At 70.1% G+C, this 24665-nt stretch carries 24 protein-coding genes; 8 read left to right on the plus strand and 16 right to left on the minus strand.

The window, feature by feature from the left end:
* Positions 1 to 70: 70 nt before the first annotated feature.
* From D187_RS09740 to D187_RS09765, 6 genes are all read right to left on the minus strand, one after another.
* The gene (locus D187_RS09740; RefSeq protein WP_002625103.1) at positions 71 to 1918 is read right to left on the minus strand and encodes a GspE/PulE family protein; all 1848 of its coding nucleotides are present in this window, start codon (positions 1916 to 1918) and stop codon (positions 71 to 73) included.
* Positions 1919 to 2060: 142 nt separating this feature from the next.
* On the minus strand, positions 2061 to 2792 hold the full coding sequence (locus D187_RS09745) for a uroporphyrinogen-III synthase (RefSeq protein ID WP_245591670.1): 732 nt from the start codon (positions 2790 to 2792) through the stop codon (positions 2061 to 2063).
* Positions 2793 to 2832: 40 nt separating this feature from the next.
* Entirely contained in the window at positions 2833 to 3774 is a 942-nt protein-coding gene (hemC, locus tag D187_RS09750) for a hydroxymethylbilane synthase (RefSeq protein ID WP_002625105.1), read from the minus strand.
* On the minus strand, positions 3771 to 5081 hold the full coding sequence (hemA, locus tag D187_RS09755) for a glutamyl-tRNA reductase (protein WP_002625106.1): 1311 nt from the start codon (positions 5079 to 5081) through the stop codon (positions 3771 to 3773). The genes hemC and hemA overlap by 4 nt, the downstream gene beginning before the upstream one ends.
* 2 nt (positions 5082 to 5083) lie before the next feature.
* Positions 5084 to 5893 (minus strand): cytochrome C assembly family protein, encoded by an 810-nt coding sequence (locus D187_RS09760; protein ID WP_002625107.1) that lies wholly within the window; start codon positions 5891 to 5893, stop codon positions 5084 to 5086.
* Positions 5894 to 5923: 30 nt separating this feature from the next.
* Positions 5924 to 6295, minus strand: coding sequence for a hypothetical protein (locus D187_RS09765; RefSeq protein ID WP_002625108.1), 372 nt, complete (start codon positions 6293 to 6295; stop codon positions 5924 to 5926).
* Between the two features lie 199 nt (positions 6296 to 6494).
* Here D187_RS09765 and trxA point away from each other — a divergent pair, with 199 nt between their 5' ends.
* Positions 6495 to 6824, plus strand: a complete 330-nt coding sequence (gene trxA / locus D187_RS09770) for a thioredoxin (protein WP_002625109.1) — start codon at positions 6495 to 6497, stop codon at positions 6822 to 6824.
* Positions 6825 to 6897: 73 nt separating this feature from the next.
* Here trxA and D187_RS09775 read toward each other — a convergent pair whose 3' ends face one another.
* Positions 6898 to 7641 (minus strand): PilZ domain-containing protein, encoded by a 744-nt coding sequence (locus tag D187_RS09775; RefSeq protein ID WP_002625110.1) that lies wholly within the window; start codon positions 7639 to 7641, stop codon positions 6898 to 6900.
* Between the two features lie 94 nt (positions 7642 to 7735).
* Here D187_RS09775 and mgtE point away from each other — a divergent pair, with 94 nt between their 5' ends.
* The gene (gene mgtE / locus D187_RS09780) at positions 7736 to 9115 is read left to right on the plus strand and encodes a magnesium transporter (protein ID WP_002625111.1); all 1380 of its coding nucleotides are present in this window, start codon (positions 7736 to 7738) and stop codon (positions 9113 to 9115) included.
* Between the two features lies 1 nt (position 9116).
* Here the strand turns inward: mgtE and rodA are convergent, their stop codons facing one another.
* The 4 genes from rodA to mreC are packed head-to-tail and all read right to left on the minus strand — an operon-like array spanning position 9117 to position 13642.
* Entirely contained in the window at positions 9117 to 10268 is a 1152-nt protein-coding gene (gene rodA, locus D187_RS09785; RefSeq protein ID WP_002625112.1) for a rod shape-determining protein RodA, read from the minus strand.
* Complete coding sequence (gene mrdA / locus D187_RS09790) at positions 10252 to 12279, minus strand: penicillin-binding protein 2 (protein ID WP_002625113.1); 2028 nt, start codon at positions 12277 to 12279, stop codon at positions 10252 to 10254. Before mrdA ends, rodA begins: the two co-directional genes overlap by 17 nt.
* A complete protein-coding gene (locus tag D187_RS09795) occupies positions 12276 to 12782 on the minus strand; it encodes a hypothetical protein (protein ID WP_002625114.1) in 507 nt (168 codons plus the stop codon). The genes mrdA and D187_RS09795 overlap by 4 nt, the downstream gene beginning before the upstream one ends.
* A complete protein-coding gene (gene mreC / locus D187_RS09800) occupies positions 12779 to 13642 on the minus strand; it encodes a rod shape-determining protein MreC (RefSeq protein ID WP_002625115.1) in 864 nt (287 codons plus the stop codon). The genes D187_RS09795 and mreC overlap by 4 nt, the downstream gene beginning before the upstream one ends.
* A 234-nt stretch (positions 13643 to 13876) precedes the next feature.
* Between mreC and D187_RS09805 the strand changes: the two genes are divergently transcribed.
* Positions 13877 to 15442, plus strand: a complete 1566-nt coding sequence (locus tag D187_RS09805) for a peptidylprolyl isomerase (protein ID WP_002625116.1) — start codon at positions 13877 to 13879, stop codon at positions 15440 to 15442.
* A gap of 66 nt (positions 15443 to 15508) precedes the next feature.
* Here the strand turns inward: D187_RS09805 and D187_RS09810 are convergent, their stop codons facing one another.
* Positions 15509 to 16603 (minus strand): GGDEF domain-containing protein, encoded by a 1095-nt coding sequence (locus D187_RS09810; protein WP_002625117.1) that lies wholly within the window; start codon positions 16601 to 16603, stop codon positions 15509 to 15511.
* A 45-nt stretch (positions 16604 to 16648) separates the two neighbouring features.
* Here D187_RS09810 and D187_RS09815 point away from each other — a divergent pair, with 45 nt between their 5' ends.
* Entirely contained in the window at positions 16649 to 17248 is a 600-nt protein-coding gene (locus D187_RS09815; RefSeq protein ID WP_002625118.1) for a Maf family protein, read from the plus strand.
* A complete protein-coding gene (locus tag D187_RS09820; protein ID WP_002625119.1) occupies positions 17245 to 17910 on the plus strand; it encodes a YggS family pyridoxal phosphate-dependent enzyme in 666 nt (221 codons plus the stop codon). The genes D187_RS09815 and D187_RS09820 overlap by 4 nt, the downstream gene beginning before the upstream one ends.
* A gap of 13 nt (positions 17911 to 17923) precedes the next feature.
* Here the strand turns inward: D187_RS09820 and D187_RS09825 are convergent, their stop codons facing one another.
* Positions 17924 to 18130 carry a hypothetical protein gene (locus tag D187_RS09825; RefSeq protein WP_002625120.1) on the minus strand — a complete coding sequence of 69 codons (207 nt, stop codon included), beginning with the start codon at positions 18128 to 18130 and terminating at the stop codon, positions 17924 to 17926.
* Between the two features lie 283 nt (positions 18131 to 18413).
* Between D187_RS09825 and D187_RS09830 the strand changes: the two genes are divergently transcribed.
* Genes D187_RS09830 through D187_RS09840 form a run of 3 tightly spaced genes read left to right on the plus strand, consistent with a single transcriptional unit; the run spans position 18414 to position 21878 of the window.
* Entirely contained in the window at positions 18414 to 19229 is an 816-nt protein-coding gene (locus D187_RS09830; RefSeq protein WP_002625121.1) for a DUF3108 domain-containing protein, read from the plus strand.
* 35 nt (positions 19230 to 19264) lie between these two features.
* Positions 19265 to 20944, plus strand: a complete 1680-nt coding sequence (locus tag D187_RS09835) for a DUF4091 domain-containing protein (RefSeq protein ID WP_211241483.1) — start codon at positions 19265 to 19267, stop codon at positions 20942 to 20944.
* 31 nt (positions 20945 to 20975) lie between these two features.
* On the plus strand, positions 20976 to 21878 hold the full coding sequence (locus tag D187_RS09840; RefSeq protein ID WP_002625123.1) for a DUF3108 domain-containing protein: 903 nt from the start codon (positions 20976 to 20978) through the stop codon (positions 21876 to 21878).
* Here the strand turns inward: D187_RS09840 and D187_RS09845 are convergent.
* The 3 genes from D187_RS09845 to D187_RS09855 all read right to left on the minus strand — a co-directional run bounded on the left by D187_RS09845 (position 21868) and on the right by D187_RS09855 (position 24633).
* On the minus strand, positions 21868 to 22236 hold the full coding sequence (locus tag D187_RS09845) for a hypothetical protein (RefSeq protein ID WP_155893273.1): 369 nt from the start codon (positions 22234 to 22236) through the stop codon (positions 21868 to 21870). The genes D187_RS09840 and D187_RS09845 overlap by 11 nt on opposite strands.
* A gap of 78 nt (positions 22237 to 22314) precedes the next feature.
* Complete coding sequence (locus D187_RS09850; RefSeq protein WP_002625125.1) at positions 22315 to 24012, minus strand: hypothetical protein; 1698 nt, start codon at positions 24010 to 24012, stop codon at positions 22315 to 22317.
* Between the two features lie 102 nt (positions 24013 to 24114).
* The gene (locus tag D187_RS09855; RefSeq protein ID WP_002625126.1) at positions 24115 to 24633 is read right to left on the minus strand and encodes a DUF507 family protein; all 519 of its coding nucleotides are present in this window, start codon (positions 24631 to 24633) and stop codon (positions 24115 to 24117) included.
* Positions 24634 to 24665 lie beyond the last annotated feature (32 nt).

A 24665-nucleotide genomic window follows, 5' to 3' on the forward strand; every position in this document is an offset into this window, starting at 1 on the left:
CGAGTACCCATCTTCGCGCACCCCGGTGGAACCAGGAGGTCGCCACCGGGAGTTTCCCAGCGGCCCCGGCTCAACTCAGGGACGTCATGCGCACCACCTCGTCGAAGGAAGTAAGACCCATGGCGAGCTTTCGCACGGCGGCTTCGCGCAGCGTGCGCGTGCCCGCCCGGCGCGCGGCGTCCAGGATCTGCGTGTGGTTGGCGCCGCGCGAGATGAACTCGCGCAGCTCGTTGTTCATGTTGACGATCTCGAAGGCGCCCGTGCGGCCCCAGTAACCGGTGCCCCGGCAGCGCACGCACCCCACGCCCTTGACGATGCGCACCCCGTTGGGCAGCAGGGGGATGGGGGTGCCCAGCATGGCCAGCTCGTCCTGGGTGAGCGACGTCTGCTGGGCGCAGTGCGGGCACACGCGCCGCAGCAGGCGCTGGGCCATCATGCCGATGAGGCTCTGGGCGAGCAGGAAGGGCGGCACGCCCAGGTCCTTGAGCCGGGCCACCGAGCCGATGGCGTCATTGGTGTGCAGCGTGGAGAGCACCAGGTGGCCCGTGAGCGCGGCCTGCACGGCGTTCTCCGCCGTCTCCTCGTCGCGGATTTCTCCCACCATGATGACGTCCGGGTCCTGGCGCAGGATGCTGCGCAGGGCGTTGGCGAAGTCGAGCCCCACCTTGGGCTGCACCTGCACCTGGTTGAAGCCGTCCCACACCATCTCGATGGGATCCTCGATGGTGGTGACGTTCACGTCCGGCCCCGCCACGGCCTTGAGCGCCGAGTAGAGCGTGGTCGTCTTGCCGCTGCCGGTGGGGCCGGTGACGAGGATGATGCCGTGGGGCTGATCGATCCACGACTCGAAGACGCCCTTCTCCTGTTGATCGAAGCCGAGCTGGGCGATGTCCTGCACCAGCGTCTCCGGGTCGAACACGCGGATGACCACCTTCTCGCCGAAGGCGGTGGGCAGGCAGGACACGCGCAACTCCACCTCGCGCCCGTCCTTCTCCGTCTTGATGCGGCCGTCCTGGGGCTTGCGCTTCTCGGAGATGTCCATGCGCGAGAGCATCTTCACGCGCGACACGATGGGCGGGTGCACGCCCGCGGGCAGGGTGTAGACGGGGTGCAGCACTCCGTCGATGCGCAGGCGCACGAGCGAGGTGTTGCGCTTGGGCTCGATGTGGATGTCCGAGGCGCGGTTGTCGAAGGCGTAGCGCAAGAGGTAGTCCACCGCCTGCACCACGGGCTGGTCCGCGGCGTCCAGCTCCTGGCGGCCACTGAGCGTGACGAGCTGCTCGAAGTTGCTCACCTGCGGCGAGTTGCCCGGATTGGCGCTGAAGTCATCCGCGGCCTTGGCCAGCGTGCGCTTGAAGCCGTAGATGTCCGCGATGGCCCGGAGGATGTCGCCCTTGGAGGCGAGCACCGGATCGATGGGCATGCCGGTGAGCACGTGGATGCTCTCGAAGAGCTCCTGATCGAAGGGGTTGGCCACCGCCACCACCAGCCGGCCGTCCTGGCCGCGCTCGAGCGGCAGCAGCACGTTCTTCTGCGCGAAGGGCCGGGAGACGGTGCGGGTGGCCAGCGCCATGTCCAGCTTGAGCGGATCCACCTTCTTGTAGGGGATGCCGGCGGCGCGCGCGGCGATCTCCGTGACCCGGTCCTCGTCGAGCACGCCGCGGCCCTCCGCCAGCGGCACCTGGAAGGCGGCGACGATCTCCACGGGAGACACGTCGTAGCGCGTCGTGTCCTTGGCCGCGACGCCCTGGTTCTTGAGGACCCGGGCCCGGGCGGCCTGCTCGCGCGCGAGGATGTTCTGCGCCTGCTCGGCGGTGAGCACCCGCTGGGAGACGAGCGCGTCGAGCACGAAGGACAGCGAGAAGTCGGTTCTGCTCCGGTTCGGAGAGGGAGCGGACGGGGTCACGGGCGCGGGCAAAAGCATCTCCTTGCGGCCACGAGCAACACGGCCAGCGAGCCAGGCAATCCCGGCGCGTTCACGGCGGTTCCCAGGCAACCACACCCGGGACCCGGGCTTCCAGCCACTTGCTCCTGTTCCGGAGACAGCCCGGAGGAGCAGTCTATCCGCGAACCGCCCGGACGGTCGCCTCCACGAGCGCCTCGGGGGTGGGACGCTCGGCCACGGCGGCCACCACGAGCCCCAGTTGGGACAGCGCCGCGGCGGTGGTGGGGCCAATGGCCACCAGCCGGGCCGCGCCGAGCCGCTCACGGCCCGCGTCCTCCAGGAAGGCCTCCGCCGTCCGGGGCGAGGCGAAGAGGGCCACGTCGGGCGGCGAGGCCTCGAGCAGGGCCCGCGTCTCGTCGGGCAGCACCGTGGGCCGGGCGCGGTAGGCCGTCACCCGCGTCACCCGCGCGCCGTGCTCGCGCAAGGCGTCCTCCAGCTCGCGCCGCCCCTCCTCCGCCGCGGGCAGCAGCACTTCGTCCTCGGGGTTGAGCGCGGGGCGCAGCACCTCGGCGAGCGCCTCGCCCGTGCCGCTGGGGGACTCGGCGGCCACCTTGAGCCCGTAGCCCTCCACGGCGCGCGCGGTGCGCGGCCCCACCACGGCGAAGCGCACGGGCGACAACAACTGCGTCGTGCCCGCCTCGCGCAGCGCCTCCATCAACGCGTCCACCGCCGAGGCGCTGGCGAACACCACCCACTTGTAGCGCTGGATGGACTCCGCGGCCGCCATCAACGGGCGCGAATCCTCCGGAGGCACCAGCTCCAGCAACGGCACGTGCAGCACTTGCGCGCCCTCGTCCTCGAGGAGGAAGCACAGCTCCTCCGCACGGTCACGGGGGCGCGTCACCAGAACGCGGATACCTTCGAGTCGCCTGTCCACGGACTCGACTCTAGGACTCCCGCGCGGAAGCGAGGCGACCAAAATCACGCAGGATGTCCGCCGCGCCACGCGACAACAATTCCTCCGCGAGCGCGTCGCCCACCGCGAGCGCCGCCTCCACCGGGCCACTGCGCTCGCCCAGCACCACCTTCGTGCCATCCGGCCGCCCCACCAGTCCACGCAAGTGGACGGTCTGGCCCTGCACGGTGGCATGTCCCGCGAGTGGGACGGTGCAGCCCCCTTCCAGGCGGGCCATGAAGGCGCGCTCGGCCGTCACCGCCACGCGCGTGGTGGCATCCTCGAGCGGCGCGAGCAGGCCGCGCACCGCGGCGTCTTCCGTGCGGCACTGGATGGCGAGCACGCCCTGCCCCACCGCCGGCAGGCTCACGCTGGTGGGCAGCACCTCGGCGATCTCCGCTTCCAGGCCCAGGCGCTTGAGGCCCGCGAAGGCGAGCACCGCGCCATGCAGTTGCAACTCGCGCATGCGCGCCAGCCGCGTCTGCACGTTGCCGCGCAGGCTGACGATCTCCAGGTCCGGCCGCCGCGCGCGCAGGATGCAGCTGCGCCGCAGCGAGGACGTGCCCAGGCGCGCGCCCGGAGGCAGCCGCTCCAGCGACAAGCCGGGAGGGCCGCAGAGCGCGTCGCGGGGATCCTCGCGCGTGGGCAGCGCCGCGAGCAGCAGGCCCGGGGGCAGCACGGACGTCATGTCCTTGAGGCTGTGCACGGCCAGGTCCGCGCGGCCATCGAGCAGGCACTGCTCGATCTCCTTCACGAACAACCCCTTGCCGCCCACGGTGGACAGGGGCGCGGCGAGGAAGCGGTCACCCGCGGTGGTCATTTCCACGAAGGAGACCTGCAGCTCGGGATGGAGCCGGGTGAGCAGCGCGCCCACGTGACGGGCCTGCCAGAGCGCCAGCGGACTCTGCCGGGTGGCGATGCGGATGGACTTCATCCCTTGCCTCCCGTGGCCACCACGTTGGGAGCGGAGGCGTCCGGCGCGTTGGGCGAGCCCTCGAGCCCGAAGAGCTCGGCGGCGGCGCCCGCCAACCGGTTGCCCTCGTGCTCGGGCCCCACCGCCCGTAGCCGCGCGGTGGGCTCGTGCAGCAGCTTGTTGACGATGGCGCGCGCCATGGCCTCCACGCTCTTGCGCTGCTTGTCGTTGAGGCTCTCACCGAGCGCGGCGAGCGTGCGCTCCACCTCGGCGCGGGCGATGGCCTCGCCGCGCTGCCGCAGCTGGGCGAGCACCGGCACGCCCTGGCGCACGGCGCGCTCGCGCACGAAGCGGGCCACCTCCTGGGCCACGAGCACCCCCGCCTTCTGCGCCTCCTCGGCGCGGGCGGCGGCGTTGTCCGCCACGAACTTCTGGATGTCGTCCAGATCGTAGGCGTGCACCCAGTCCAGCGCTCCCACCTCGGGGGCGATGTCGCGCGGCACGGCCAGGTCCACCATGAAGAGCGGGCGGAAGCGGCGCGCCTTGCCCACCGAGGCCACGTTCTCCTGGGTGAAGAGGGGCACGGGCGAGGCGGTGCTGCACACCACCACGTCCGCCGAGGCGAGCAGCGCGAGCAGCTCCTCGAAGGGCCGCGCGGTGGCACCCACCTCCGCCGCGAGCGCCTCGGCGCGCGAGAAGGTGCGGTTGGTCACCAGCATCCGCGTGGCCCCGGCCTGCTTGAGGTGGCGCGCGGCCAGCTCCGACATCTCCCCGGCGCCCACCAGCAACACCGTCTTGTCGCGCAGCCCGTCGAACACCTTGCTCGCGAGCGCCACGGCCGCACTGGCCATGGAGGTGGCGGAGCGGCCGATGGCCGTCTCGGTGCGCACGCGCTTGGCACAGCCGAACGCCGCGGCGCACACCCGCGTCAGCTCGCCGCGCACCGCCCCCGAGCCCTGCCCCCGCTCGAACGCGTCCTTCACCTGACCGAGGATCTGCGCCTCGCCGAGCACCATGGAGTCCAGGCTCGCCGACACCCGGAAGAGGTGCACCAGCGAGTCCTCGCCCCGGTGCTCGTAGAGGTGCTCCATCGTCTCGGGGCCGCCGAGCGCCTGGAGCTCGCGCAGCGCGCCCTCGCGGGCCTGGGCCACGTCCGGCGAGGCCATGTACAGCTCCACCCGGTTGCACGTGGACACGAGCATCGCCTCGTGGGGCGCCTGGGCCAGGCGCCGCAACAACTCCACCTGCTGGGACTCGGGCAGTGCGAGCCGCTCGCGCACGGACAGCGGCGCCGTCCGGTGCGACACACCCATGCACAGGAACTCCATAGCTAGCGCCAGCCTCCACCCACGTGCGTGAAGTCGTACGACGACAGGAAACACAGCAGCAACAAGCCAAACCCCGTCATGGTCAGCAGCGCGACACGCCGGCCCCGCCACCCCCCGAAGGAGCGCGCGCTGACGAGCGCGGCGAAGACGACCCAGGCCACCAGGGTGGCGATCTGCTTGGACTGCCAGGACCAGACGAAGCCCGGCGCCGCGCTGGAGAAGAAGGCCCCGGTCACCAGCGTCACCGACAGCGCGATGAAGCCCACCACCACGAGCTGGCGGTTGAGGGTGTCGAGGAACTCGAGCGAGGGCAGGCGCGCGAAGAGCAGGCCGAAGCGCTTGCCCTTCACCTGCCGCTCCATGAGCAGGTACATGCCCGCCACGCCCGCGGCCACCGCCGAGGCGGCCACGCCCAACAGGGCGATGGTGATGTGCACGGGCAACAGGGGCCGCTGCACGTACGGCGGCAGGGGCGTGCCCCCATCCAGCAACAGCCCCGGCAGGAGCACCGCCACCGCCAGGGGAGTGATGAAGGCCCCCATCACCGGCCGGCGGTAGCGCACATCCACCACCAGGAAGATGGCCAGCAGCAGGAAGGCGAAGGTGGAGAAGCCCTGGGCCATTCCCACCGGGCGGCCTCCCTGGGCGCCGAAGAGCCCGAAGAGGGCCACTCCGTGCAGCACCAGCCCGGTGCCCACGAGCACGCGGCCCGCGGTCGCCAGCGCTTCCCATTGGCGGACGAGGTACACCAGATAGACGAGCGCCGCGACGACATAGGCGTGGCAGGCGAGTGAGACCAACGCGTGGTTCATGGCGGCTAACAACCCACTGGACTGAGCGCGTCAGCCCATTTTGTTCAAAAGAAATGCGGCGAGCAGGTCCGTCTCCGAGCCTGCCTTGCCGTCCTCCGAGGAAGCATCCGAGGGGGATGGAACCTCGGCTACATAACCGGGGACCACCTCATATGCCGTCTCTCCGAGCAACACGGAGTCGGCCATCTGCTCGGCCCCCAGGGACTCGAGCTGCTCCTCCGTCTTCACCTTGGACACCAGGCGGTTGGTGTCCTCGCCCGTAACCAACTGGACGATGTGGACGGCGGGCACCACCGGGTACACACCCGGCTCACCCGTCACCACCAGGACCCCGTCCTTGACGTCCGCTTTGTCTTCCAGCGCCCACTCCTCGAGCTGGGTCTGGGGAAGGAAGAGCTTCATGAAGGTCCCATTCTACACCGCCCGGCCCTGGGCCGAAGTGCCAACTACCACACGGAGGCGGATGGGGTGCGACGTCCGAGCCCCGTCCGCATCTACGTAGGCAGGCAATGGACCCGGCGAGGTCCCATGCTTGCAGGCCAGGTAGGCGCGTATTAGAGGACGCGCCAGCCGAAGCGGCCCACGAGCGAGAGGAGACACCATGGCAGGCGCTGACGTGTTGACTGTTGGAGATGGGGATTTCAAGAAGGAAGTGCTGGATTCCACCCAGCCCGTGCTGGTGGATTTCTGGGCCACGTGGTGCGCCCCGTGCCGCGCCATCGCGCCCGCCATCGACGCGCTGGCCACCCAGTACAAGGGCCAGCTCAAGGTGGCCAAGATCGACATCGACCAGAACCAGGACACCCCCCAGCAGTACGGCATCCGCTCCATCCCCACCCTGCTCGTCTTCAAGGGCGGCAAGGTGGTGGATCAGATCGTCGGCTCCGTGCCCCGGTCGAAGATCGAAGAGGCCGTGAAGAAGGCCCTGTAGTTCCCGCCGTCCTCCGCGCGGAGCACCCCTTGAGCTTCCCCTGGGGGGTTGCCTTCGGGGCTCCGCGCGGGACTCACTCGCCCCGCCACAGGTCCGTGGACGTCTGGGCCTTGAGCAACTCCCACGCGGCGAGTGCGTCCACCACCCGCTCCAGCCCGTCGGACAGCCCACGGGCCCGGGGCGAGGCGAGGTACTCCTCCGCGAACGCGCGCAGCCGCAGGTCCAGGAAGAGCCGCGCCAGCGCCACCTCCGTCTGGCCGTAGAACTCCTCGAAATGGATGCCGAAGCCGGAGGGCATCCCGTCCCGCATCGGCCGTTGCTCACGCACCACGAGGGCCCGGGCCTCCACGGGCGCGGCCCCGGGCGCCAGGGAGAAGCGCACCCGGAGCTCCGTGGACAGGGGCAGGAAGAAGGTGCTCTCCAGGAAGGCCCCCCCCACGCTCACGTTCACCGAGCGCAGCGTGGCCGTGAAGCGCCTCGCTCCCCCCTCGTCGATCCACAACTCGAAGCTCGTGGCGAGTTGCGCGCGGGGAAAGCGCCGGTGCTCCACTTCCTCCTCGCTCCCCACCCCGATGATGGGAGCGGAGGGACTGCGCGCGGCGATGGGGGTCGGCGAGAAGCGGGAGGGAGACCCGGGACGCGCGGCGGGCAGCGAGGACGCTGGACGCCAGAAGGGTTCCGCCCGGGGCTCGGGCCGGGGAGGCACCACCGTGCGCGGCGGCTCGGGCCGGACCACGGGGGGCGGCGGGGCGGCCGCCGGTTGCTCGGGGGCCACGGCCTGGGCGGGAACCTTCTTTCTCGAGCCCTTGCGCTCCATCTTCTACCTCCTGGGGGACCCGGACAGATTTGCATACCCCCGGCGCCGGGATTCATACACCATGCGCCACTTCGTCCGCGCGTGGAGTCTTGAGATGTTGGGAAACCTCCTGAAGCCCGAGTTCGACGCGCTCATCGCCGCCAAGGACTGGAACGCGCTGCGCGATGCGTTCTCGGACATGGACCCGGCGGACATGGCCGAGGTGATCGAGGATCTCCCCGCCGACGAGAGCGGCATCCTCTTCCGGCTGCTGCCCCGGGACTCGGCGGCGCTGGTGTTCGAGTACCTGCCGCCCTCGCAGCAGACGGAGATCGTCGACACGCTGGGCCGCGAACAGCTCAAGAACCTGCTCGACGAGATGGCGCCGGACGATCGCACGCGCCTGTTGGAGGAGCTGCCGGCGGAAGTCACCAAGCGGATCCTCACGTCGCTGTCGCCCGAGCAACTCAAGCTGGCGCGCACCCTGCTGGGCTATCCGGAGAAGAGCGCCGGGCGCTACATGACGCCCGAGTACCTCACGCTGCCGGGCAACCTCACCGCGGGGGAGGCGCTCGAGTACGTGCGCACCCACGGCCAGGGCCGCGAGACGCTGGCGGTGCTCTACATCGTGGACGAGAAGGGCCGGCTCTTGGACGACGTGCGGCTCGCGTCGCTGGTGCTCGCGGCGCCCTCCACGCCGGTGACGGACATCCATGATCGGCAGCTCGTGAGCATCCCGGCCACGGCGGACCGCGAGGAGTTCATCAGCCTGTTCGAGAAGTACGACCGGGTGGCGCTGCCGGTGACGGACTCGCGGGGCGTGCTGGTGGGCATCATCACGGTGGACGACGTGCTGGACGCGGCCGAGGAGGAGGCCACCGAGGACATCCAGCGCATCGGCGGTATGGAGGCCCTGGAGGCGCCCTACCTGGACATCGGCATCCTGGGCATGTTGCAGAAGCGCGTGGGGTGGCTGACGGTGCTCTTCGTGGGGCAGATGTTCACCGCCACCGCCATGGCGCACTACCAGGACGCCATCGCCCAGGCGGTGTTCCTCGGCACCTTCGTGCCGCTCATCATCTCCTCGGGCGGCAACTCGGGCTCCCAGGCCACCTCGCTCATCATCCGCGCGCTGGCGGTGCGCGACGTCACGCTCCAGGACTGGTGGAAGGTCGCCGCGCGGGAGATGACCAGTGGCGTGGCGCTGGGCGTCTTCCTCGGGGCGCTGGGCTTCCTGCGCATCCTCGTCTGGCCCGAGCACGAGTCGCTCTACGGGCCGCACTTCGCCTGGGTGGGCATGGCGGTGGGCCTGAGCGTGGTGGGCGTGGTGACGTTCGGCACGCTGTGCGGCTCGATGCTGCCCTTCCTCTTGCGGCGGCTCGGGTTGGATCCCGCCACCGCGTCCGCCCCCTTCGTGGCCACGCTGGTGGACGTCACCGGCGTCGTCATCTACTTCACCGTGGCCACGCTCATCCTCACCGGCCGCGTGCTGTAGCTCAGAACATGTGGCGGCGCATGCTGATGTTCACCAGCAGCCCGATGCACAGCATGACGCTCACCAGCGAGGAGCCGCCGTAGCTGAGCAGCGGCAGGGTGATGCCCGTCACCGGCAAGAGGCCGATGACCATGCCGATGTTCTCGAACACCTGCCAGAAGATCATCGCCACGACGCCCACGGCCACGAAGGCGCCGAAGCGGTCGCGCGCGGTGAACCCCACGCCCAGCCCGAAGATGAACAGGAAGCCGTAGAGCACCAGCAGCATCACGCATTTGACGAAGCCGTGCTCCTCGGCCCACACGGAGAAGATGAAGTCCGTGTGCTGCTCGGGCAGGAAGGACAGGCCCGTCTGGGTCCCCTCCTTCCATCCCTTGCCGTGCAGCCCTCCGGAGCCCACGGCGATCTTCGACTGGGCCGCGTGGTAGCCGCTGCCGCGCAGGTCCGACTCGGGATCCAACCACCCGGAGATGCGCTTGCTCTGGTGCGGCTTGAGCATGTGCCGCACGATCGTGGTGCGCGGCTCGGGCACGTCCCGCACGTAGTCGTTCCAGATGATGCCCGCGCCGGCGAAGAAGCCCACCAGCAGCACCGCCACCAGGTACCAGCGCACCTTGCCGAACAGGATGACCGTCGCCGAGGACAGGAGGATCATCAGCGCGGTGCCCAGGTCCGGCTGCACCAGCACCAGCGCGGTGGGCACCATGACGACGAGCACCGGCTTCACCAGGCGCTTGAGGCCATAGGAGCCGTCTCCGGGCTTGAAGTCGTCGTGGTAGACCTTGGCGAGCATCAGCAGCACGCCGATCTTCATGAACTCCGCCGGCTGGATGCGGATGGGGCCGATCACGAACCAGCTCTCGGCGCCCTTGGCCTTGTGGCCGATGACTCGCAGCGCGAGCAGCGCCGCGATGTTGAGCACGTAGATGGGCAGCGCCAGGTTCTTGATGACGCGGTAGTCCACCAGGCACACGATGAGCGCGGCCAGGACGCTGACGCCCGCGTACACCGCCTGGCTCGTCCACACCGGCGAGGCCTGCGAGCGCGAGGCCGAGGCCAGGTTGAAGATGCCCAGCCCCATCAGCGCGAGCACGCTCAGGATGAGGCCCCACGGCACGTGGGGCAGCATGCGCCGCTCAATCCGCAGTTGCATCCGAGCCTCCCGTCCCACCGGTGGCCTTGACAGCGCCCCGGGTGAGCGCCGCGCCGTCCTGGGCCGGCGTGGTGGGCAGCCCCGGCACATAGGGGGTGCTCTGGCGCGGCGGCGCATGGGCCGCGTCATCCTTCTTCAGCTCGAAGTACCGGGTGATGACCGCCATGCCGGCGGGCGCGGCGTCCACGCCACCGTGGCCTCCGTGCTCGTTGAGCACCACCACGGCGATCTCCGGATCATTGGCGGGCGCCACCGCCGCGAACCACGCGTGGTCGCGCTGGAAGAAGTCCATCTGGTGTTCCTTGAGACGAATCGCGCCGATCGCCGCCACCTGGGCGCTGCCCGTCTTGCCCGCCACCGTGATGCCCGCGAGCCGCTCGCGGTACGGCAGCCACGAGCGGAAGGCCGTGCCGCCCGGCTCCTGCACCACCGACACGAGCGCCTCCATCACCGACTTGCGGTGCGCCTCGGGGATCTCCACCGTGCGCACCACCTGGGGCTCGAACTTCTCGAGCACCCCGCCATCCAGGCCCTCCACGCGCTCGACGAGCTGCGGCTTGAGCAGGGTGCCGCCATTGGCGATGGCCGCGTACATCATGGCCACCTGCAGCGGCGTGGCGTTCACGTCGCCCTGGCCCATGACGCTGTTGAGCGCCATGCCCTTGGTGTAGCCCCCGGGGGAGACCTTGTCGTGGTACTCGCTGGAGGGCATGATCCCCGGCACCTCGGCGAGCACGCCGATGCCCGTGGGGGAGCCCATGCCCAGGGCCTTGCCCATGTCCGCGATGGGATCCAACCCGATGGTGTCGGCCACCTTGTAGAACCACCAGTCGCACGAGTACTGCAACGCCGTCTTGCCGTTGACCGGCCCGTGGCCGCTGTCCTTGTGGCAGCGCCAGGCGCGCGCGCCGAGCCGGTAGCTGCCCGTGCAGTTGACCAGCGACTCCGGCCGGAACAGGCCCGACTTGTAGGCGGCCAGGGTGGAGATGACCTTGAAGGTGGAGCCAGGGCTGAAGTGGTTGGCCGAGACGCGGTTGACCATCGGCTGGAGCGGATCCCTCGACAAGGCCGCCATCTGCGCGGGGGTGATGCGGCCGGTGAGCAGGTTGGGATCGAAGCCCGGGCGCGACACCAGCGCGCGGATGAAGCCCGTCTTCACGTCCACCACCACCAGGGCGCCCGCCGAGCCCGGAAACGCGCGCTCGGCCTCCTCCTGCAGGCGCATGTCGAGCGACAGCACCAGGTTGTTGCCCGGCCGCGACGGCACCACCGAGTCCTCGCCCAGCTTGTCGTTGAACTCCTCGAGCACCCGGCCCCGCGCGTTGACGACCTCCTTGCGCACGCCGTCGGTGCCGATCAGCGTGGACTCGAAGGTGCGCTCCAGGCCGCGCCGCCCGACGTAGTCCCCCAGGGCGTAGTGGGCTCCATCCGCGTTCAGGCGCTCGAGCTCGTCCGGGTTGATTTCATTCATGTACCCGAGCACGTGCGAGAGCACGCTGCCGGTGCGGTAGTAGCGGTGGGGCACGGGCACCACTTCCACGCCGTCGAGGATGTCGCGCCGGGCGTTGATGCGATCGTACTCGTCGCGCGTGAGGTCCACGCGCACGGGCAGCGGCAGGAAGGGCGCCGCGCGGCGCGCCACGCGCACCTGATCGTCCATGCGCTTGCGCGTGGCGTCATCCCACCCGAGCAGCTCACCCAGGCGGGGCAGCACCGCCTCGGAGCACTGGGCGCAGAAGGCCGGGGTGACGAAGGCGTCGAAGGAGGGGCGGCTGTCCACGAGGATGGTGCCGCGCCGGTCCATGATGAGGCCGCGGTCGGCGCGCAGCCGCACTTCCTTGACGAAGTTGGCCACGCTCTTGGCGGCGTACTCCTCGCCCTGGGTGATCTGCAGCCGGTAGAGCTGGATGGAGAGCACCGTCAGGCCCGCCACCATGGCCAGACCCAGCCAGAGGAAGCGGTGCCTGAGGTCGCGCCCAGGAGTCGTCTCGGACAGAGTAGGAGGCGTCAACGCAGCAACCCCGCGGAAGAAGAGCGATCCTGCGACACCTCGAAGCGGCGCAGCAGCGGATAGAGCAGCGCGGCCGCCACGCCGGTGAGCGTCACCTGCAGCGGCAGGCCCGGCAGCAGCGCCGAGGCCGAGCCATCCTTGATGGTCAGCCAGGTGAAGAAGCTCACCAGGGCGCCATGGCCCAGGTCCGCGCCCATGGCGAAGAGGACGAAGGCCGCGCGGCTGCGCACGTCCGTCAGGCGCACCACGAGCTTGCACGCCAGGAAGGTGAAGACGGCCAGGAAGGTGAAGAGCCCGGTGGGCTGGCCACTCATCAAGTCCAGCAGGTAGCCCACCGCGAAGGCGGAGAAGGAGCCCTCGAGCAGGCTCGCGCGCAGCGCCAGGAACGCCACCAGCACCACCGTCACGTCGATGCGGCTGATGGCCAGGCCGAGCTGCTGCACCAGCACCGACTCCAGGGTGAGCAAGAGCAGCGCGAGGGCCAGGGTGACGAGGAACTTCATCGTCCGCCCCCCTCACCCGCGCCACCCTGCGCGCTGGCGCCAAAGGGATTGCCGCGCACGAGCACCTCTTCCAGCCGCGTGGTGTCCACCGCGGGCACGATGTGACCGCCCAGGAACATGCCGTGCTCCGTCTTCTCCAGGCGCGTCACCTTGCCCACCACCAGCCCGGGCGGGTACACGCCGTCCGTGCCCGAGGTGATGATGAGATCTCCCTCCTGCACGTCCTCGATGCGCAACATGTTCTCCAATTGCAGCGGCCCCTTGCCGGCGCCCGCCGCCGTGCCTCGCGCCCGCGAGCGCTGCACCTGCGCGGCCACCCGGCTCTGCACGTCCGTCACCAGCGCCACGTCCGCCCACCCGCCCGTCGTGCGCACCACCTGGCCCACGATGCCGTCCGGCGTCACCACCGACATGCCGCGGAACACCCCGTCCGACTCGCCCCGGTTGATGCGCACCGACAGCAGCTTGGCCACCGGGTTCACCCCGATGACCCGCGCGGGGATGTCCGGCCCGGGCGACGCCTCGGCGTAGGCGAGCAGGCCGCGCAGCCGCTCGTTCTCCATCCGCGTCTCGCCCAGCGCGTGCACGCTCGCCCTCAACTGGAGGTTCTCCGCGCGCAACTGCTCGTTCTCCTGACGCACCTCGCGCAGGTCGATGTAGCCGAACACCACGGCCTTCACCCCGTCGATGAGCCCCACGAGCCCCCGCTGCACGGGGGCCGTCAGTCCGATGACGAGCCGGTCCACGACATTGGGATCCCGCCCGCGTCGGCCACCCGTCGTCAGGAAGGCCCCGAACGGGTAGAGCAGGAGGGCACTCACGATCAGCAAGGTCCGGTAGCGCTTGAGAAGCGACAGCACTTCGTGGAGGTCCGTGTGGGAGAGGGGGGGGCGACGGATGGGTCGGGGGGCTCGCTAACTACTCTGAATCGCTTGCATTTTCCGGGGTGTTGCTCTAGGCAGTCAAGGTCTTCACGGTGGGGGGCGTCACAACGTCCACCATCCGAACCGGGCACCCAACACACGCGCGCCGCGAAACCTTCCACGGGAAGAGCTGATCGGCGCGTTTCAAGGTACGGAAACGGTTACGGCATCATGGGCTCTTTGGATCTCCGAAAGGTCGTCTCGCTCCTCTTCATCATCGCGATCGCGGTGGTGTTCACCGTGCAGTTCGGCCCGGGGAGCAACGGGTTCAGCGACGTGAACCCCGCCGGCGCCCCCGCGGCCGCGGCGGTGGTCAACGGCAAGGAAATCCCCATCAACGAGTTCCGCCGCGAGTATGCCGGACAGTTGCAGTACCTGCGCCAGCAGGGCCAGCCCATCACCGAGGCGGTCGCCCGGCAGTTCGGTCTCCCCCAGACGGTGCTGGACCGGCTGGTGAACACGGAGCTGCTCGCCCAGGCCGCCGCGCGCCAGGGCCTGCGGGCGTCGGACGAGGAGATCCTCCGCATCCTGCAGCGCAGCCCGGACTTCCAGAAGGACGGCCAGTTCGACTACGCCACCTACCAGCAGGTGCTGCGCGACTTCTTCCGCCAGTCGCCCGCGGACTACGAGGAGGACCTGCGCAAGCGGCTGTCCGCGCAGAAGCTGCTCGGCGTGGTGCAGGCCGGCGTGGTCGTCTCCGATGACGAGGTGCGCACGCGCTTCGCCAAGGAGGGCAACCAGGCCCGCGTCGTGTTCGCCCGCTTCCTGCCCTCCATGTACGCCGACAAGGTCCCCGCCCCCACCCCGGCGGACCTGACCGCCTACAAGCAGGCCCAGGAGAAGGCCATCAAGGAGTACTACGAGGCCAACCGCTTCGTGTACCAGCAGCCCGAGCGCGTCCACGCGCGGCAGATCCTCCTCAAGCTCGCCCCGGACGCCACGCCGGAGCAGAAGGCCCAGGTGCTCGCGCGCGCCCAGGCGCTGCGCCAGGAGATCGAGGGTGGCAAGGACTTCGCCGAGGTGGCGAGCACGAGCAGCGAGGATCCGGGCACCAAGGCCAGCGGGGGAGATCTCGGCTGGGTGGAGCGGGGCAACTGGGAGCCCGCGCTCGCCAACGCCGCCTTCGCGCTCGAGCCCGGCAAGCTCACCCAGCCCGTGGAGACGAAGTACGGCATCCACCTGGTGAAGGTGGAGGAGAAGAAGCCGGCGCAGGACAAGAAGCTCGAGGAGGTGCAGGACGAGATCGCCACCACCCTGTACAAGAAGGACAAGGCCAAGGAGCTCGCCCGGGTCGAGGCGGACAAGGCGCTCGCCACGGTGAAGGGCGGCCAGACGCTCACCGCCCTGTTCCCCCCGGAGAAGGAGGGCCAGCCGGCGCTCCTGCGCTTCGAGCAGGAGACGCGTCCGGAGGCGGTGCAGACGGACACCTTCAACGCCGCCAGCCCCAACGTGCCCAACCTCGGCCCGGCGCCGGAGCTGCTCACCGCGGTGTTCGCCACCCAGGGGCCGAGCGTGCTCGAGCAGGTCTACCCCGTGGGCGAGGGCTTCGTCGTGGCCCAGGTGACCGAGCGCCAGCTGCCGGATGATGCGAAGTTCGCCGAGAAGCGCGACGAGCTGCGCCAGCAGGCCCAGCAGGCCAAGCAGTACGAGGTGGCCGACTCCTTCATCAAGGCGCTGAAGAAGAGCGGCAAGGTGGAGACCAACCCCGCCGCGCTCGATCAGGTGGCCGGCGGCTGAGCCCCGGCGGGCTCCGTGGCTCGCCACCCCAGGGGGCGTCTCCCATTCCGGGGAGCGCCCCCTGTTTCATTTCTTGCCCATCATGGAGCCCGGCCCCCCGGAGGGCCGCTCCCCCTGGGGCACGGCGACGCAGATGTCATCGCGGCCCCGGGCCTTGGCGGCGTACATGGCGAAGTCCGCCGCCCGGACGAGGTCCACCGCGGACAGGGCGTGCTCCGGGTAGGTGGCCACCCCGAGACTCGCCGTCACCCGGAGCTCCAGCTCCGCCGCCTGCTGGAACACTTGCTTGCGGAAGGCATCGCGGATGCGCGTGGCGGTCGTCACCGCCCCATCCGTGCTCGTCTCCACGAGCAGCAGGGCGAACTCGTCGCCGCCATAGCGGAAGACATAGTCGAGCTGCCGGCAGCAGGACATGAGCAGCTCGCCCACCTCGCGCAGCACGGCGCTGCCCACCAGGTGCCCGTGGGCGTCGTTGATGGACTTGAAGCGATCCAGATCCAGGAAGATGAGGGACACCGGGTGGTGGAAGCGCTGGGAGCGCCGCACCTCGTGCTCGAGCTGGGCGCGCAGGTGCCGGGCATTGTAGACGCCCGTGTGCTCGTCCTTGATGGTGAGCTCCTGCACCCGGCGGAAGTTGCGCGCGTTCTCGATGGCGATGGCCGCGAAGTCGGCAATCGCGGTGAGCGCCATCAAATCTTCCTGGGTGAAGGGCCTGTCGATGACGCCGTTGACCAGCTCGATGACGCCGAGCACCTGGCCGCGCGCGATGAGCGGCACGGCGACGATGGAGCGGGTGCGGAAGGTGGACGCGTCGTCGAAGCGCGAGGCGAAGGCCGGGTCATGGGACACGTCCTCCACCAGCCGGGCCGTCCCCGTGGCGAACGCGGTGCCGGCGATGCCCTCGCCCGGCGCGAGCTGCAGGCCCTTGAGCACCTCGGCGCCCTCGCCCACGGCGATCTCGAAGTAGAGCTTGCCCGTGCGCTCGTCCTGCAGGAGCAGCGACCAGTTGCGCGGACGCAACAGGCTGCGGATCTTCTCCATCATCAGGTTGAGTACCTCGCGCAGCTCGAGCGTCGAGGTGAGCGCCTTGGCGATGTCGTTGTAGGCGGCCAGTTGCTCCACCGTACGCGTCATGGCCGCGAGGAGTTCCGCGGAGTTCATCCAGATCCACTCCAGGGCGCAGTTCTGCTAGAGGCGAGCCGTAACATGCACACACCAGTGGGTCAAACTCGGCTCGTTCTCGCGTCCGCCTCGCCGCGGCGGCGCGAGCTGCTCGGTCAGCTCGGCCTCACCTTCGAGGTCTCCGCGGCGGACATCGACGAGACCCCCCAGCCGGGCGAGCCCGCCGGCGCCTACGTGCTGCGGCTGGCCCAGGAGAAGGCCCGCGTGGTGGCGCTCCGGCACCCGGAGGCCTGGGTCCTCGCGGCGGATACCACCGTGTCGCTCGGAGAGGCACTGCTCGGCAAACCCCGGGACGCCGCCGAGGCGCGCGACATGTTGGGTCGGCTGTCGGGCAGGACCCACGAAGTCTATACCGGCGTGGCGCTCGCGGGCCCCGGCGCCGGGCAGTCCACCCTGGTGCGCACCCGCGTCACCTTCCGCACCCTCGGTCCCGGTGAAATCGCCTGGTACGCGGGGACGGGGGAGCCGCTGGACAAGGCGGGCAGCTACGCCATGCAGGGCAAGGGCGGTTTCCTGGTGGCGGCGGTGGAGGGCAGCCCCACCAACGTGATTGGCCTGCCGTTGGGCGAGACGCTCGAGCTGCTCGCCCGGGCGGGCGTGGTACTTCCCTGGAGCGCGTCATGAGCGGCATCGCGGAGCGCCTGGCGGAGGTGCGCGAGCGGATGGCGGCGGCGTGTGCGCGGGTGGGCCGGCCGCCCGGATCCGTCACCCTGGTGGCCGTGTCCAAGCTCAAGCCGGCGGCGCTCATCCGCGAGGCATACGCGGCGGGGCAGCGCGACTTCGGGGAGAACTACGCCCAGGAGCTGCGGGACAAGGCCGCGGAGCTGGCGGACCTGAAGGAGCTGCGCTGGCACGCCATTGGCCCCCTGCAGACGAACAAGGTGAAGTACGTGGCGAAGGCGGCGCACGCCTACCACGCGCTGGAGCGGCTGGAGGTGGCCGAGGAGCTGTCGCGGCGCCGGCTGGAGGCTCCCCTGCCCTGCCATGTGGAGGTGAACGTGGGCGGGGAAGCCAGCAAGAGTGGTCTCGCGCCCGAGCAGGTGGAGTCCTTCCTGAAGACCGTGCGCGCCCTGCCCGGGCTGCGGATCGACGGCCTCATGTCGCTGCCACCTCCCACCGACGACGAGCAGGTGGCGCGCGGCTACTTCCGCGCCCTGCGGGCGTTGGCGGAGCGCCATGGACTGCCGGGCCTGTCCATGGGGACCACCCATGACTACGAGCTCGCCATCGAGGAGGGAGCCACCCTGGTCCGGGTGGGCACCGCCCTCTTCGGCGAGCGCGCGTGAGGCCTCCGGGGGCTCAGATTTCCCGGAACTTGAAGCGGCCGTCGTCCGTGGCCTTCACCAGGAAGGAGCAGCCGCAGTAGTTGCACATCACTTCCTGCCCGTCCTTGAGCGCGTCATCGGTCGGGTTGTTGGCGGAGCACTCCGGGCAGTCGAAGTCCTTCCGGGCGCCCTTGCCCGCGGAGGCCTTGTCCTCGTCGTCGTCGTAGTAGTCCAGCGGCATCGCGTCCCTCCTGGGCCAGCCGGGCGACGTTAGCAGCCCGGCGAGCCCGGGAGGGGGAGGCCTGGCTGGCCGGAAGCTGTGCCGCCAGGAACTCACACTCTCCGCGTGAGACGCACACGGCCGGACCAATCCGGGATTGAATGGCGGCTCCGGCGATTCGTCCACGAGGAATCAGCCGGTGGGCGGACTGGTGACGAGGCGTTGCCATGCCAGGATACCGCTACCTACCTTCCGCACCTGCCCACTGGCCAGGTGGCGGGGTTACCGAGCCAGGAGCCATCAGATGCATCAGCAGTTCAAGGGAGTGTTCAGCGGCGTGCTGTTGAGCCTCCTGGGGGCGGGAGGGGCGTTGGCCCAGGGGACGACGGGAGTGTCCGCGTTCGGCCCCGGTGAACAAGCGAGTTACCGGGTGCACTACCTTGGGATGACGGCGGGCTCGGCGCAGGTGACGGTGGGCGCCCCCATGCGGCAGTGGGGCAAGGACGTGTGGCCCATCGTGTCGCTGGCGAAGTCGGACGCGGTGGCGGGCGTGTGGCCCGTGAAGGACAAGTACGTCAGCTACTGGGACTTCAACTCGCAGCGGGTGCTGGGCTCGGACATGCACGAGGACCAGAACCACAAGCGCCGCCGCGTGCGCGTGAAGCTGAGCGACGATGGCCGGAGCGCCCAGGTGGTGAAGCAGAAGGAAGGCGAGGCCCCCTCGGAGAAGAACCTCGAGGTGCTCGAGGGCGCGCTCGACGTGACCGGGGCGACCTTCGCGCTGCGCAACCGCGTGCTGGAGGTGGGCCAGGAGTACACCTATCCCGTCTTCACCGGCTCGAAGAACTTCGTGATGAAGGCGAAGGTGGAAGCGAAGGAAACGCTCACCACGGCGCAGGGGAGCCAGGAGGTGTTGCGGCTGCGCGTGCACACCGAGTTCTCCGGCAACATGGCCTCCAAGCGCGACATGGTGGCCTGGTTGACGGCGGACGCGCGGCACCTGCCCGTGCGCATCGAGGCGGAGCTCGCCCTGGGCGCGGTGGTGGCGGAACTGCAGGACTACAAGCAGGGCAAGGTCGTCACGCCAGCGCCGGCGGTGACGGCCAAGAACGGCATCTAGCGCGGCACGCCGGCGGCCGCGAACCGAGGGGTGACATGGCGGCAGTGGGGATGGTCGGTTGGTGGTTGGCGGGGATGATGACCGTGGCGCCCGCGCCACGGGTGGTGTCGGCCCTGGAGAAGGTGCGGCCGGGCGTGTCCCTCCCGGGTGAGAAGGAAGCCCGGTTGAGCCTCGCTCGCGGAGAGTGCGAGGGGGCCCAGGTGGTGCTGCCGCCCGGCGTGTCGCGCGTCCAGGTGGCGCCGCTCGCGCTGCGGGGACCGGGCACGCCCCTGGAGGCCTCGGTGTGGCGCGAGGAATTCCTGGAGGTGAAGACGCCCTCCAACTCCCAGGGAGGCACGGGCGCGTGGCCGGACCCGCTCGTTCCGGTGGAGGCGCCCCGGAAGGACACCCAGGCCCCCCTGGTGCTCTACGTGGAGCTGTGCGCACCCAAGACCCAGCGGCCCGGCACCTACCAGGGCGCGCTGAAGCTGGACATGGAAGGCGCGCCCGCGGCGAGCGTGCCCTTCACCGCCGAGGTGCAACCCTTCGTCCTGCCCGCCACCTCGTCGCTGCCCAACAGCTTCGGCATCTCGCTCTACAGCATCGCCAAGGGCCATGGACTCAAGCCCGAGTCACCCGAGGCCCAGACGCTGCTGCGCGACTACGTGACGGCGCTGCTCGCCCACCGCGTCAGCGCCCATGGCATGAGCATGGAGCCCCCGCCGGTGCGCTTCGAGGAGGGCCGCGCGGTGCTGGACTTCCGCGCCTATGACGCCGAGGTGGGGCCCTTCCTCGACGGCTCGGCGCTGCCCTCGGGCGCCCGCTTCACCACCGTGGACGTGCGCGACTCGAAGGCCGCCCGCACCGACGAGCAGAAGGCCGCGTACTACCGGGCCTTCGCCGAGCACGCCAAGGACAAGGGCTGGCCCGCCCAGCTCTTCTTCTACGCCAAGGACGAGCCCAAGCCCGAGGACGTGCCGCTCGTGCGCGCCCAGGCCCTGCGCGTGCGCACGGCCGGCAAGGACGTGCCGGTGCTCGTCACCTCGCCCCTGGACGAGGCCTTGCGCGGCTCGGCGGACATCCTCGCCCCCACCCTCAACTGCTTCTTCCCCCGCCCCGGCCCCCAGACGTGCCGCAACGTCGTCCCGTTGCAGACCCTGCGCGGCAAGCTCGCGCCGAACGTGAAGGTGTGGTGGTACCAGAGCTGCAACTCGCACGGCTGCACGGGCGGCCCCGCCAAGGACTCCGCCACGGAGAAGGCCTACAGCGGCTGGGCCTCGTACATGGTGGATCACCCCGCCCCGCTCAACCGCGCCATGGGGCCGCTGGCCTTCCTCTCCGGCGTGGACGGCGAGCTCTATTTCGACACCGTCTTCGCCTACAACACGAAGGACCCCTGGAAGGAGGTGTTCGAGTTCGGCGGCAACGGCGACGGCACCTTCTTCTACCCGGGCACCCCGGCGCACACGGGCCTCTCCCGCCACCAGCCCGTGGTGTCCCTGCGCCTCAAGCACCTGCGCGATGGGCTGGAGGACTACGAGTACCTCCAGCTCCTGGAGTCGCTGGGGGAGCGCGCCTTCGCCCGCGAGGCCGCTCGACGGCTCACCCGCTCGGGGTACGAGGTGGAGTTGAATGGCGGCCGATGGGAGCAGGTGCGCCGCGAGATGACGGCGCGCTTGCGCCAGCGCTGGAACGCGGCTGAAGAAGCGAAGCGTTCGGGCGTCCATCCGAAGTGACGTTGGAGCCCCCTCACCTGGAGAAGCAAGGATGAACCCCATGCGTACCGCCCTCGCCCCCCTGCTGCTGTGCTTCTCCTCCGCGGCCTGGGCCCAGCTTCCGGACACCGATGGGCCCGAGGAACACAAGGCCCAACCGGTGACGGCGGCCCCGGCGGCCCCCGCGGCTCCGGTCTCGGTGCCGCGCTGCACCCAGGTCCTGCCCCAGCCGCGCAACCCCATGGCGTTCGCTCCCGGCGAGCTGCTCGACTTCGACCTCGACGCCATGGGCGCCACCGCCGGGAAGATGACCATGCAGGTGCAGAAGAAGCAGGACGGCGTGCTGCCCGTGCAGATCAAGGTGCAGACCAACTCCTTCTTCTCCAAGGTGCGCCGGGTGGATGCCACCGCCGTGAGCTACCTGCACCCCAAGACGCTGCGCAGCTCGCGCTACACCGAGGACGCCATGGAGAACGAGGTGCGGCGCACGGTGGAGGTGGCCTTCAACCCCAACCGGCGCAGCGTCCGCGTGGACTACACGCTCAAGGGCAAGAAGGGCCACAACGACCTGACCTACGAGCACGATGGCCTGGACGTGGCCGGCGCCATCTACATGCTGCGCCAGCTGCCGCTCAAGGAAGGCCTGCCCGTGTGCTTCGACGTCTACGGGGTGCGCCGCATGTGGCGCATGGCGGGCACCGTGCTCAAGCGTGAGCACGTGTCCATGCCCCTGGGTGAGTTCGAGGCCTGGCACCTGTCGGGCACCGCGGTGCGCCTGGACAAGCCCTCGCAGTCGCGCGAGGTCCACGTGTGGATCTCCGACGACGCGCGCCGCCTGCCGCTCGCGGCCGTGGGCAGCATCGACCTGGGCGCCGTGCGCGCCACGCTCACCTCGTTCTCCCGTCCGGGCGAACAGGCGCGGCAGTCCCAGGGTAAGGAAGCCCTCAAGTGGTAGGCGTCTGACGCATCAGCCCCGCCGCCTGCGACAGCCGGCGGCGCAGGCGCATCACCACGTCCATCAGCAGCTCCAGCCGCTCCTGCACGAGCAGATCATCCCCCGCCTCGATCAGCCCCCTCGGGCAGACGGCCTCTGGCCGGAGCGCCTCGAGCAGCTCCGTGAAGTGCGCCTCCACGTCGCTCAGCGCGTCGAGCCCCTCGCGCAGATCGTCCTCCAGGAAGTCCATCATCACGGTGGCATCGGCCCGCTCGGGCAGCAGGTGGGCCAAGTACAGCATGGACTGGCGGAGCGGATCCGCCCCCACGCGGCGCAGCTTCGCGGGAGCGGCACCACGAGCGAGAGCGGGTGTCGTCATGCCCATCAAGCTACAGGTGCGTAGCGAGGGGTCAATTTTTCGCCCGGCTCCCCCCTCGAGCGGAGCCGGGCCGGAGCCTCACCGCCCCGAGCCGCCCACGGCGGGCGCCGCGGCGGCACCGGGCGCCACGGCACTCCCGGGCACCACGGCGCCACCGGCCGCCCCGACGGACAGGGGCTGCGTGTTGAGCGGCGGCGGCGTGGCGATGAGCGGCACCGCGGCCGTCCCGTTGAGCGGCCGCGGTGTGGCCACGAGGGGCGCTGGCGGCTGGCCATTGAGCGGCTGCGGCGTGGCCACGAGGGGCACCGCCACCGCGCGAGAAGTCAGCGGGCCCGGCGTCGCCACCACGTCGGTCGACACGCGATTGCCCCCGAAGGCGAACTCCGGACCCGCCACCCCTGGCACCAGCGGGACGACGGAGAACGAGCCCTGGGTGGACACGGCGGAAGGCACGCCCGACGCGCCCGGGGAGAGCGGAACGAAGCCATTGAGCGCGGGCGGAGGCCGGTTGTCGGACAGACTCACCCGCTGATCATTCAGGAAGCCGTTGGGCACCGTGGGGGGCGAGATGACACCGGTCCCCCCCGCGGGTTGGGTGGAGATCGCCACCCGCTCCGGACTCTGGAAGGTCTCGGAGATGTTCGCCGAGCTCGTGGTGCTCGCCGCCACATCGGTCGGCAGCGCGTTGGAGGTGGCGGTCGCCACCCGCTCCGTGGTCCGATCGAAGACCTCCGGCCCGAGGCGCTGCCGATCCAACGCGGACGTCCCGGTCTGTCCCGCGTTCGCCAGGGGCGTGGCTCCGCTCTGTCCCGTGTTCACCAGGGGCGTGACACCGGCCTGGCCCGTGCTCGCCAGGGGGGAGGCACCGGTCTGCCCCGTGCCCGCCAGGGGCGAGGTCGCGGTCTGGACCGTGCCCGAGCCAGCCGTTCCCTGTCCCGCGTTCGCCAGACCCGAGCCTCCCGTTCCCTGCTGCGGCGACGTCGGGGAGGACGCAGTGGGGGTGGCCACGCCCCCGAGGAACACACCGCCCGGAACCGGCGTGCTCGGCGGAGAGACTCCGACGAACGCCCCGGCGGTGGGCACGGCCGCGAGCGCGGGCACCTCGAGCCCATTCACGGAGATGGCCACGTCATCGAAGTCGAACTGGATGAAGCCGCGGGGCTCGAGTTGGAGGGGCAGGTTCCACACCAGCACGCTCAGCTCCGTGTCTCCCTCGCGCGCCACCGGGAGCAACCGGAAGGTGTCATCGTCCGCATGGGCGCCGTGCGACAGGGCGGCGGCGTGGATGATGGCCTTGTCGGTGATCAACTGGCCATTGCGCCACAGTCGCCCCACCCCCCAGAGCGCCGCGGCCGCATGCACCCGGGACATGGCGGGGGAGCCGAGCGCCGCCCCTCCATGCAGCGCCTGGTTCACCACCACCCCGCCGGAGATGGGCTGGGCGGGAGGCGGAGGCAGGGAGCCGGTGCCCTGGGCGGGAGGAAAGCCCGGTTGATCCAACTCCACCCGGTACGTGGTGGCCCCGAGAGTGAAGGTGGCCTCCAGGCGCCCGGCGTCCCCGTAGGTGGCCCGCGGGTCCGCGATTCGCTCCCGCGCGGAGAACTGGACCGAGCCCGCTCCCCGTTCGAAGAGGTCCGCGAAGGGCGTGGGACCTTGAGTGAAGTAGCCGACGTTCCCCACCGTGCGCGCGGTGACCTCGGGACCATCGAAGGTGAAGCCGGCCGGGCTGGCGGTGAGCAACCCGGCGACCATGAAGGGGGAGAAGATTCCGACCATCGACGCTGCCTCCTCTGAAAAGAGGGTAAGCAGCGGAGGCAGCGGATGGAGGCTGGGGGGGGCCGGAAAACGAGGGGCCCGCTGCGCCTGCCTCCTCTCCGACTAGATGAGGCCCCGCGCCCGACGGATCTGCTCCACCGTCTTGTTGTACTCGATGTCGAAGGCGCTCGTGCCTTCCTGCAGGTGGCGCAGGCGGGAGCGGGCCTCGCGGTCGATCTCCTCGTCCACGTCCAGGTGCTTCTTCATCACCACGTGGATCTTCTGCCGCAGCACGTTATCGGCGGCGTAGACCTCCTCCACGTTGCGGCTGATGAGCAGGAATTCAATCATCTGGTTGATGACGTATTCGATGCCCTCGTCGCCCATCTTGAAGCCGCGGACGTCGGCCATCTCACGCTTGACCTGATTGAACTTGGAGTAGTCGTAGCCCCGGCGCTCCAGGGCCTCGCGCGTGGCCTGATTCACACGCTCCTCGTTCGCCAGGTACTCGCGCATGATGGCGGACAGATCCATCTCGGCGTCGGCGACGCGCATCTGCTCCACCTCGACATCGCCGTCCTGCATCAGCCTCTGGACGACCTCCCGGGAGATGATTGGGATCACCTTCGGATAGAGCCTCATAATTAGGTCCCTCGCCCCTTGAAGACGTCTCG

Origin of the sequence: Cystobacter fuscus DSM 2262, from assembly GCF_000335475.2 — a bacterium.
Classification (GTDB): domain Bacteria; phylum Myxococcota; class Myxococcia; order Myxococcales; family Myxococcaceae; genus Cystobacter; species Cystobacter fuscus.